A 10,577-nucleotide genomic window follows, 5' to 3' on the forward strand; every position below is an offset into this window, starting at 1 on the left:
GCGATCGCCTCGAGGTTCGCCTCCATGCGGTCGGCGATGCGGGTGAGCATCAGCGCGCGCTCGGCGGGGGAGGTGCGGGCCCAGGAGGGGAACGCCTTCCAGCCGGCCTCGACCGCGGCGTCGATGTCCTTCGCGGTACCGCGCGCGATCTCGGTGAACGGCCTGCCCGTCACCGGGGTGATGTCGTCGAAGTACTGCCCTTCGACCGGCGGCACGTACCGCCCGCCGATGAAGTGGTCGTACCGGGGCTTGTAGCTGACCACCGAACCCTGCGTGCCCGGGGCCGAATAGACCTGGGGAGCGGAGGTGGGAGCCTCGGTGGCCTTCTCGGCCGGGGCGTCCGCAGCAATCGTCATCGTCGGAACTCGTCCTTCCAGACTTCGTCGTCCGGGACGCGGCCTCCGCGCCCGGGCACGGTTCCCGTGCCGCTCCGGACGGTACGTCGCGGGAGGTTGCACCCGATTGCACTGCCCCGGCAGCGGGTCAGTGCAGCCCGTCCAGTCGGGCGACGATGCCGGCGCGCTTCGGGGAGCGGGCCGGCAGCAGCCGCAGTGCCGTGACGAGCGGCTCGCGGTCGGTGGGCGCGATGCGCTCGGCGTAGGCGAGCAGGAGGTCGGGCGACGCGCTCTCCAGCAGCGACTCGCGCAGCCGCCCCTCCACCTCCTGCCGGATCTCGTCGATCCCCGGTGCGACGGAGGCGGGCAGCACCGGCCCGGCGCAGGCGTCGAGCGCGGCGTGGTGCGCGCCGCGGTCGAGCAGTGCCAGCAGCTGCCGGGCGTCGAGGTCGAGCGGCACCGCCAGGCGGTACGGGCGCGCGAGGGGCACGAGCGTGGGCGCCACGGCCTGCAGCACGTGCCGGAGCCGCACCATCTCGGGTCGCACGGTCGTGACGGCGTCCGCCCGCCCGTGCACGAGCTCTGCGAGCCGTTCGGCCGACAGGCCGCCGCGGTGCCAGGCGAGCAGGGTGAGCAGCTCCGCGTGCCGGAGGGAGAGCGCGGCGCCCCTGCCGTCGACCGTGAGCGCGGCACTGTCCCGGCCGAGCACCGCGAGCTTCGGGGCGCGGGTCGGCCGTTCCGTGCCGCGGGTCCGGCGGCCGCGCTGCAGCCGCTGCAGCAGCAGCTCCCGCTCGACCGCGGCGGCCGTCGCCTGCAGCAGCGGCAGGGTGTGCGGCGCGACCACGTCGAGCCCGCCGGTGATGTCGATCACCCCGATCGTCTCGTGGGTCTCCAGGTCGTGCACGGGGACCGCGGTGCAGCTCCAGTCGCGCACCTGCAGCGCGAAGTGCTCCGGGCCGGCGATCTGCACCCCGGTGTCGAGCGCGAGCGCCGTGCCGGGGGCGGAGGTGCCGACCCTCGACTCCGACCAGTCCGCGCCCGCCATGAAGCGCATCGACTCCGCGCGGCGGATCAGATCGCGGTCGCCCTCGACCCACAGCAGCCGGCCGGCCGCGTCGCCGACCGCGACGACCACCCCGGACCCGTCGTCGGCGTCACGGGTGAGCAGCCCTCGGATGACGGGCATCGCGGCAGCGAGGGGGGAGGAGCGCCGCGCCTCCTCGAGACCGTCGTCGACCAGGCCGACCGGCGCGGTGGCACGGTCGGGCTCCAGCCGTCGCCGCCTGGCGCGCTCCCAGGACTCCACCACGAGCCGCCGGGCGGTGCCCGGCAGCCCGGCTCGCGTGTCCGTGCGCACCGTGCAGACCTCCGTCGTCGTCGACGTCCGGGGCTCACGGTAGCCCTCGGACCCCTCCGGCGGAACGGCCCACCGCGCCCTGGCCTCGTTACACGGCCGTAACGACGCCGGAACGCGGCGGATACCCGGCGCTGCTAGAACTCAGAGAGTAAATCCAGTTCACCCCCATGAAACAGGAAGATGAGATCCCATGGATCAGGGCAACACCGCGTTCGTGCTCCTGTGCTCCGCGCTCGTTCTACTGATGGCCCCCGGTCTCGCCTTCTTCTACGGCGGTCTCGTGCGGTCGAAGAGCGTGATCAGCATGATGATGATGACCTTCGGCACGACCGGCCTGATCGGGGTCCTCTGGGTCCTCTACGGCTACACGATCGCGTTCTCGGGCGCCGGCACACCCGGCTACGTCGGGATCGACGGGTTCCTCGGTCTCGACTGGGCCAACATCGGGCTCGGCGGCCTGCTCGAGACGCCGAAGGGCGCGGCATACCCGCCGATCGCCTTCGCCTGCTTCCAGGCCACGTTCGCCATCATCACCGTCGCCCTGGTGTCCGGCGCAATCGCGGACCGCGCGAAGTTCGGGTCCTGGATGCTCTTCGCCGGCCTGTGGGGCACGATCGTCTACTTCCCGGTCGCCGGCTGGGTCTTCAACTTCACGCTCGACGGGTCGGACATCGTCGACGGCGGATGGATCGCGTACGGCCTCGGCCAGGTGTTCGGGGTCAACACGATCGACTTCGCCGGCGGCACCGCCGTGCACATCAACTCCGGCGCGGCCGCGCTCGCGCTCGCCATCGTGCTCGGCCGGCGCGTCGGCTTCGCCAAGGGCGCCCACGAGCCGCACAACCCACCGTTCGTGCTGCTCGGCGCCGGCCTGCTGTGGTTCGGCTGGTTCGGCTTCAACCCGGGTTCCGAGCTCGCCGCGGACAACACCGCGTCGGTGGTCTTCCTCAACACGCTGGTGGCGCCCTGCGCAGGGCTGCTCTCGTGGATCGCCGTCGAGAAGATCCGGCACGGGAAGCCGACCTCCATCGGGGCCGCGTCCGGCGCGATCGCCGGGCTCGTCGCGATTACGCCCGCGTGCTCCGCCCTGCTGCCGACCTGGTCGATCGTGCTCGGCCTGCTGGTCGGCGCCGCGTGCGCGTTCGCGATCGACCTGAAGTACCGCTTCGGGTTCGACGACTCGCTCGACGTCGTGGGCATCCACCTCGTCGGCGGCATCATCGGGACGCTCTACCTCGGCTTCTTCGCGAACGGCACCGGCCTCTTCGTCGGCGGCGACGCCCGGCAGCTGCTCGTGCAGGCCATCGCCGCCGGTTCAGTGGGCGTCTACTCGTTCGGCGTCACCTGGGTGATCGGCACCGTCATCCAGAAGACGATCGGGTTCCGCGTGCGCAACGCGGACGAGCTCGCCGGCGTCGACCTCGCCCTGCACGGCGAGTCGGGCTACGCCTACCTCGACGAGCGCGCCCGCGCGTGACGCTGTCGCGGGAGCGCGGCGACCGGCTCGCCGCGCTCCCGCGTGCGACTCACCCGGATGAATCAGGTTTACCATCAGTGATCATGGAGGAGCCAGCATGAGTGCGGACGCCGCCCCGTCGCTCGCCGACCGGGTGGAGGCGGACGGTGTCCGGTTCATCCTCGCGACGTTCGTCGATCTGCACGGCAAGCCCTGCGCGAAGCTGGTGCCGGTGGAGGCGCTGGCCGAGCTGGAGGCGGGGGAGCTCGGCTTCGCCGGCTTCGCGGCCGGTGCGATCGGGCAGCGACCCTCCGATCCCGACCTCCTCGCCGTCCCCGATCCGGCCAGCTACGTCCCCCTCGGGTTCGTCCGGCCGGGCCTCGCGATGGTGCAGTGCGATCCGCACGTCGGCGCGGACCCGTGGCCGTACGCACCGCGCGTGCTCCTGAAACGCGTCCTCGACACCCTCGCGACCCGCGGCTACACGGCGATGGTCGGCGCGGAGGTCGAGTACTTCCTCGTCCGACGGGGCGCGGACGGCGCGCTGACGACCGCCGACGCGCTCGACACCGCGCTGCGGCCCTGCTACGACGCCCGCGGCGTGACGCGGATGTACGAGCACCTGTCGACCGTCTCGCGGGCGATGAACGACCTCGGCTGGGGCAACTACGCCAACGACCACGAGGACGGCGCGGGGCAGTTCGAGCAGAACTTCGCCTACGCCGACGCGCTGACGACCGCTGACCGCGTCGTCACGCTGCGGTACATCCTCGCGATGCTCGCCTCGGACGCGGGGATGACGGCGACGTTCATGCCGAAGCCGTTCACCGACCGCACCGGGACCGGCATGCACCTGCACCTCTCGCTGTGGGATGAGGCCGGGCCGGCGTTCCCGAGCGGCGACGACCCGCGCGGCCTCGGGCTGTCACCGGCCGCCTACTCGGTCATCGGCGGCATCCTCGAGCACGCGCCCGCGCTCTCCGCGTTCCTCGCGCCGACGGTGAACTCGTACAAGCGCCGGGGCGCCGCGACGACCGAGTCCGGGGCGACCTGGTCGCCGAAGACCGCCGGGTACGGCGGCAACGACCGCACCCACTACATCCGCGTGCCCGACGGCAACCGCATCGAGCTGCGCGGCGGCGACGGGTCCGCGAACCCCTACCTCGCCATCGCCGCGGCGGTCGCGGCGGGGATCGCCGGTCTCGACACCGGTGCCGACCCCGGCGAGCCGGGAGACGCGACCGAGCGGCTGCCGCTGCCCGTGACGCTGCTGCACGCCGTCGACGCGCTGCGGGCCGACGACACCCTGGCGTCGGCCCTCGGACCGGAGGTGTCGGCGTACTACGCCGGGGTCAAGGAGGACGAGTTCTTCCGCTGGCACAACACGGTGACCCCGTGGGAGGTCGACGCGTACCTCACCGCGATCTGACCGACACCACGACAGCACCACTCGAACGAAGGAGGATCGCATGTGCGGTATCGCCGCTCTGCAGATCATCGACCCGGCGCTCCGGCCGCAGCTCGGCGCCCTGATGCACGCCATGCTCTGCGAGATCGTGGACCGCGGCCCCGACTCGGCCGGCATCGCCGTCTACGACGTCGAACCGTTCGTGCAGCAGGGCAAGGCGACGGTCACGCTGCTCGACAGCCCGCTGCCCGACGACGCGCTCGCCGCGGCGGTCGGCGTCGCACTCGGGCAGCCGGGCGCCGCTGAGGTCCGGACGCTCGGCGAGACGACGCTCGTGCTCGCTCCCGCCCCGGTCGCCGAGCTGGTCTCGGCGGTCCGTGCGGCGGCGCCGAGCGCGAAGCAGATCGGCCGCGGCACCCACGTCGCCAACCTGAAGGGCGTCGGCCATCCCGTCGAGCTCGCGGACCGGTACGGCCTCGCCGGCCTCGCCGGCACGCAGGGCGTCTCGCACACCCGGATGGCGACCGAGTCCGCCGTCACCGCCGGCGGCTCCCACCCCTTCACGGTCGACGACGACCTCTGTCTCGTCCACAACGGCTCGTTCTCGAACCACGCCTCGGTCCGGCGCCGGCTCGTCGCCTCCGGCGCGGTCTTCGACAGCGAGAACGACTCGGAGGTCGCGGCCCGCTTCCTGGCGCAGCGGCTGCGGGACGGCGACGACCTGGAGGGGGCGCTCACGCGGCTGAAGGCGACGTTCGACGGCTTCTACACGCTCGTCGTGACGACCGCGGACGGTCTCGCGGTGCTGCGCGACCCGATCGCCTGCAAGCCCGCGATCGTCGCGGAGACGCCGCAGTGGGTGGCCGTCGCCTCCGAGTACCGCGCCCTCGTCGGCCTGCCCGGCATCGAGCAGGCGCACGTGTTCGAGCCGGAACCTGGGCAGGTGTACACGTGGAAGCTCTGAGCACCGCCGCCGAGGCGACCGTCGTCGACCTCGCCGAGGGCGGCGTCCGTGCGCTGAACAGCGCACTGCACGCGGCCGCGGCCGGCGCGCGCTACCGCGTCGCGAACCCGCGCGGCGCGCACAGCGTCGCGGTCGGCATCGACACCGAGATCGACGTCGTCGTCGACGGCCACGTCGGCTACTACGCCGCCGGCATGCATCAGCGCGGCACGGTGACGATCCACGGCAGCGCGGGCACCGGGCTCGCCGAGAACATGATGAGCGGCACCGTGCACGTCACCGGCGACGCGTCGCAGTCGGCCGGCGCGACCGCGCACGGCGGTCTGCTCGTCGTCGACGGGTCGACCGGGGCCCGGTGCGGCATCGCCATGAAGGGGGTCGACATCGTGGTGGGCGGCGACGTCGGCCACATGTCCGGCTTCATGGCCCAGGCCGGGCGGCTCGTGATCTGCGGCGACGCGGGCGACGCGCTCGGCGACTCCGTCTACGAGGCGCGCTTCTACGTCCGCGGCAGCGTCAAGTCGCTGGGGGCGGACTGCGTCGAGAAGCCGATGCGGGCCGAGCACCTGGCGGAGCTGGCCGGCCTGCTCACCGCTGCCGGCCGGCCGGAGGCGCCGGAGGAGTTCCGCCGCTACGGCTCCGCCCGCACGCTGTACCACTTCCATTCCGCGAACACGCACGCGTACTGAGGCCGGAAGGGCTGCCCCCATGACCCATCTCGATCCCGCGCTGCGCGAGTCGGCCACCTTCGACCGCGCGACCATCCGGGACATCCAGCGCGCCGCCGACAGCGGCATCTACCGCATCCGCGGGTGGGGCGCGAAACGGTCGCTGCCGCACTTCGACGACCTGCTGTTCCTCGGCGCCAGCGTGTCCCGCTATCCGCTGGAGGGGTACCGGGAGGCGTGCGGCACCGATGTCGTGATCGGCGCGCGGCACGGCGCCGTCCCCCTCCACCTCGACATCCCCGTGACGATCGCCGGGATGAGCTTCGGCGCCCTCTCCGCCAACGCGAAGGAGGCGCTCGGCCGCGGCGCATCGGCCGTGGGCACCTCCACGACCACCGGCGACGGCGGGATGACGCCGGAGGAGCGGGAGCACTCGAAGACGCTCGTCTACCAGTACCTGCCGAGCCGGTACGGGATGAACCCGGACGCGATCCGCCGCGCGGACGCGATCGAGATCGTGCTCGGTCAGGGCGCGAAGCCCGGTGGCGGCGGCATGCTGCTCGGCCAGAAGATCACGGAGCGGGTCGCCGCGATGCGGACGCTGCCGGTCGGCATCGACCAGCGGTCCCCGTCCCGCCACCCGGACTGGACCGGCCCCGACGACCTGACGATCAAGATTGCGGAGCTGCGGGAGCTGACCGACTGGCAGAAGCCGATCCTCGTCAAGGTGGGAGCCTCCCGCCCCTACTACGACACGGCGCTCGCCGTGAAGGCGGGCGCGGACGCGGTGGTGCTCGACGGCATGCAGGGCGGCACGGCCGCGACGCAGGACGTGTTCATCGAGCACGTCGGCATCCCGACGCTCGCCGCGATCCGCCCGGCCGTCGACGCGCTGCAGGAGCTCGGGGTGCACCGGGAGGTGCAGCTGATCGTCTCGGGCGGCATCCGCTCGGGCGCCGACGTCGCGAAGGCGCTCGCGCTCGGCGCCGACGCGGTCTCGATCGGCACCGCGGCGCTGATCGCGCTCGGCGACAACTCGCCGCGGTTCGCCGAGGAGTACGAGTCCCTCGGCTCGGCGGCGGGCTTCTACGAGGACTTCCAGGACGGGCGCGACCCGGCCGGGATCACGACGCAGGACCCGGAGCTCGCCTCCCGGCTCGATCCGGTGGCGGGCGGAGAGCGCCTCGCGAACTACCTGCGCGTGCTGACGATGGAGGCGCAGACCATCGCGCGCGCCTGCGGCAAGTCGCACGTGCTGAACCTGGAGCCGGAGGACCTGGTCGCGCTGACGGTGGAGGCGTCGGCGATGGCGCGGGTGCCGCTCGCGGGGACGACGTGGATCCCCGGCCGGCTGTGAGGCCCCCGGCGGGGTCCGTCGTCGACCCCGCCGCGGTGCCGCCGGAACCGTGGCGGAACGGCGGCGGCACGACCCGGACGCTCTGGACCGAACCGGGGACGGGCTCCGACTTCGCCTGGCGGGTGAGCCTCGCCGACATCGCCGCGAACGGACCGTTCAGCGTGTTCCCCGGCGTCGACCGGGCACTGCTCGGGGTGTCGGGAGCGCAGGTCACGCTGCTCATCGCCGACCGCACGGTGCGGGTGCGGCCCCGGCAGCCGGTCGCGTTCGACGGCGGGAGCAGCGTCGCCGTGCGCCGCGGGTTCGGGTCCCGGGGTCGCCCGTCGCGCGTGCTGAACATGATGACGGCGCGGGCCGAATGCGCTGGCGGCATCGGAGTGGTGTCCGCACGCGGTGCCGTGCGGTGGGACGACGAGGTGCACGCGGTCGTCCTGCTGCACGGGCTGCTGACCGTCGCGGGGGAGGCGGTGCCGCCGCTCGGGCTCGCCCGCCTGCGGCCGGGAGAGGCGACCGGTGTCGCGACCAAGGCCCTGGTCGCCGAGATCCGCGTCCGGCCGGCGGAGGCGCGGTGAGACCCGCGCACGTCGCGGTCGTCGGCGCCGGTCTCGCAGGCGCCGCCACCGCATGGCAGCTCGCGCGCGCGGGCTGCGCGGTCACCCTGCTCGAGCGGCGGGTCCCCGCCTCCCCGGACGGCAGCTCGCACGGGTCGGCGCGGATCTTCCGCTACGCCTACCCGGACCCGTTCTACGCCCGGCTGGTCGTCGAGGCGCGGGCCGACTGGGACGAGCTCGAGCGGCTGTCCGGCATGCCGCTGATCACGCCGGCCGGTGCCGTCGACTTCGGCGCGGAGCGCGACCCGGCGGCGCTCGCCGCGGTGTTCGAGCAGATCGGCGTCGAGCACGAGCTGCTCGGCCCGTCCGCCGCCGCGGAGCGCTGGCCCGGCATCGCGTTCGACACCGACGTGCTGTGGCACCCGGACGCCGGGGTCATCGACGCCGAGGCGAGCGTCGAGGCGATGGTGCGGCTCGCGGAGGCGGACGGCGCGGTGGTCGAGACCGGCTGGGTGCTGTCCCGCGTCGAACGCGCCCCCTCCGGCCTCCGTCTGCACGCGGTCGACGGGCGGGTGCTGCAGGCGGATCACGTCGTGGTCGCGGCCGGCGGCTGGCTCCCGGCCCTCCTCGACGATCTCGGCCTGCCCGTGGGCTTCCGCGCGCGGCTGCCGCGCTTCACCGTGTCGCAGGAGTACGCCTATCACTTCCCCTACCGCCCCTCCGGGGTGACGTGGCCGACGGTGATCCACAAGGCGCCGGGCATGCAGGTCTACGCGCTGCCCGGCGGTCGGGACGCGGGGCATCGCGGGCAGAAGGTCGCGGAGTTCCTCGGCGGCAGCCCGCTCGCCTCGGCGGTGGAGCAGGACGGCCGGGTCTCGGCCGCGAACCGCGAGCGGGTGACGGCCTACGTCGCCCGCTGCCTGCCGGGCCTCGAACCCGTGCCCTACGCGGAGACCACCTGCCTGTTCACGATGACGCCGACCGAGGACTTCGTGCTGGACGGCGCCGACGGCGTCACGGTCGTGTCACCGTGCTCGGGGCACGGCGCGAAGTTCGCGCCGCTGATCGGCCGGATCGCCGCCGAGAGCGTGCTCGGCACGGCCCGCGCGCCGAGCCGGTTCCTCGTCGCGGCCTGAGCCACCTGGATCCCTGACCGTAGGCTGACCGGGTGGAGTCGGAGACCGAGGAGACGCCCGACCCGGGCACCCTCGAGCGGGTCATCGCCGCGCGGGTGCGCGACTACCGCGGCGAACGCGGGCTGTCGTCGGCGGAGCTGGCGAGCCTGAGCGGCATCTCGAAGGCGATGGTGTCGCGCATCGAGTCGGCGACGACGTCGGCGAGCCTGACGACGCTCGGGCGGATCGCGGGCGGGCTCGGCGTGCCGGTGACCGCCCTGTTCCGCGGCGCGGACGCGGACCGGGAGGCGGTGTTCACGCGGGAGGGCGGCGGCAGCGTGACGGTCCGCGGCGGCACGCGGCTCGGGCACGTCTACCGGCAGCTCGGGGTGCTGAAGGACGTGGACGCCGCCCTCGACCCGACCCTGGTCAGCCTCACCGAGAGCTCGGCGGTGTTCCCGCTGTTCCAGCACGGCGGCACCGAGTTCCTCTTCATGCTGGAGGGCGAGATGGTCTACGCCCACGGCGAGCAGACGTTCCGGCTGAGGCCCGGCGACTCGCTGCTGATCGACGGCGAGGCGCCCCACGGTCCGCAGGAGCTGGTCGCGGTGCCGATCCGGTTCCTCGCCGTCCGTTCCGCGACCCGCAGCCCCACCCGCTGACGACTGATCTAGGGTCGAGGAATGCCCGACACCACCGTGACCGTGTACGGCGCCGACTGGTGCCGCGACTGCCGCCGCTCGAAGGCGCTGCTCGACGCGGAAGGCGTCGACTACCGCTGGGTGGACGTGGAGGCGTCGAAGGAGGCCGCGGACGAGGCGATCGCGATCAGCGGCCGCTCGAGCATCCCCGTGGTCGTGTTCGCGGACGGCTCGCACCTGGTCGAGCCCTCGGACGAGGCGCTGCGCGAGAAGCTCGCCCTGGTCTGACGGCTCCGCACGGTCCCTCCTCGGTGGTCGAGGAGGCCGTCCACGGCCGTCTCGAGACCAATCGGGCTCGATCGTTCCGGGGTGATCTCGAGGCTCGCTGCGCTCGCACCTCGATCAGCGGAGGGCGGCTGCGAATCGCGATTCGGAGCCCGCGCCGGCGACCTACCGGTGGTCGAGGAGGCCGTTCACGGCCGTCTCGAGACCAATCGACCGGTTCGGGGTGATCTCGAGGCTCGCTGCGCTCGCACCTCGATCAGCGGAGGGCGGGGGCGAATCGTGATTCGGAGCCCGCGCCGGCGACTTTTCGGTGGTCGAGGAGGCCGTCCTCGGCCGTCTCGAGACCATCAGGAATCTGGGCGGAGCTTCGACCGGTTCGGGGTGATCTCGAGGCAGTGAGACTGGTGGTGGGTTCCGCACCGTCGGGTCTGACCCGTCTC

Annotated in this window: 11 protein-coding genes; 9 read left to right on the forward strand and 2 right to left on the reverse strand. The window is 73.2% G+C overall.

Annotated features, from left to right (window positions below; translation table 11 throughout):
• Both ACFE67_RS11670 and ACFE67_RS11675 read right to left on the reverse strand, forming a co-directional pair.
• On the reverse strand, positions 1-356 hold a 356-nt coding region (locus ACFE67_RS11670), incomplete at its 3' end, for an aldehyde dehydrogenase family protein (RefSeq protein ID WP_375407049.1).
• A gap of 127 nt (positions 357-483) precedes the next feature.
• On the reverse strand, positions 484-1,692 hold the full coding sequence (locus ACFE67_RS11675; RefSeq protein ID WP_375407050.1) for a GAF domain-containing protein: 1,209 nt from the start codon (positions 1,690-1,692) through the stop codon (positions 484-486).
• A gap of 190 nt (positions 1,693-1,882) precedes the next feature.
• Between ACFE67_RS11675 and ACFE67_RS11680 the strand changes: the two genes are divergently transcribed.
• The 9 genes from ACFE67_RS11680 (at position 1,883) to ACFE67_RS11720 (ending at position 10,140) form a co-directional block, all read left to right on the forward strand.
• Positions 1,883-3,169, forward strand: coding sequence for an ammonium transporter (locus ACFE67_RS11680; RefSeq protein ID WP_375407051.1), 1,287 nt, complete (start codon positions 1,883-1,885; stop codon positions 3,167-3,169).
• A gap of 97 nt (positions 3,170-3,266) precedes the next feature.
• On the forward strand, positions 3,267-4,577 hold the full coding sequence (glnT, locus tag ACFE67_RS11685; RefSeq protein ID WP_375407052.1) for a type III glutamate--ammonia ligase: 1,311 nt from the start codon (positions 3,267-3,269) through the stop codon (positions 4,575-4,577).
• A gap of 40 nt (positions 4,578-4,617) precedes the next feature.
• Positions 4,618-5,520, forward strand: a complete 903-nt coding sequence (locus tag ACFE67_RS11690) for a glutamine amidotransferase (RefSeq protein ID WP_375407053.1) — start codon at positions 4,618-4,620, stop codon at positions 5,518-5,520.
• A complete protein-coding gene (locus ACFE67_RS11695) occupies positions 5,508-6,209 on the forward strand; it encodes a protein glxC (protein WP_375407054.1) in 702 nt (233 codons plus the stop codon). Before ACFE67_RS11690 ends, ACFE67_RS11695 begins: the two co-directional genes overlap by 13 nt.
• 19 nt (positions 6,210-6,228) lie before the next feature.
• Positions 6,229-7,545, forward strand: a complete 1,317-nt coding sequence (locus ACFE67_RS11700; RefSeq protein ID WP_375407055.1) for an FMN-binding glutamate synthase family protein — start codon at positions 6,229-6,231, stop codon at positions 7,543-7,545.
• A complete protein-coding gene (locus tag ACFE67_RS11705) occupies positions 7,542-8,117 on the forward strand; it encodes a HutD family protein (protein ID WP_375407056.1) in 576 nt (191 codons plus the stop codon). The genes ACFE67_RS11700 and ACFE67_RS11705 overlap by 4 nt, the downstream gene beginning before the upstream one ends.
• Positions 8,114-9,232, forward strand: a complete 1,119-nt coding sequence (locus ACFE67_RS11710; RefSeq protein WP_375407057.1) for an FAD-dependent oxidoreductase — start codon at positions 8,114-8,116, stop codon at positions 9,230-9,232. The genes ACFE67_RS11705 and ACFE67_RS11710 overlap by 4 nt, the downstream gene beginning before the upstream one ends.
• A gap of 32 nt (positions 9,233-9,264) precedes the next feature.
• Positions 9,265-9,873: a helix-turn-helix domain-containing protein gene (locus tag ACFE67_RS11715; protein WP_375407058.1), complete on the forward strand. Its 609-nt coding sequence runs from the start codon at positions 9,265-9,267 to the stop codon at positions 9,871-9,873.
• Between the two features lie 21 nt (positions 9,874-9,894).
• Entirely contained in the window at positions 9,895-10,140 is a 246-nt protein-coding gene (locus ACFE67_RS11720; protein WP_375407059.1) for a glutaredoxin family protein, read from the forward strand.
• Positions 10,141-10,577: the final 437 nt, after the last annotated feature.

Source organism: uncultured Amnibacterium sp. (assembly GCF_964244015.1).
Classification (GTDB): domain Bacteria; phylum Actinomycetota; class Actinomycetes; order Actinomycetales; family Microbacteriaceae; genus Amnibacterium.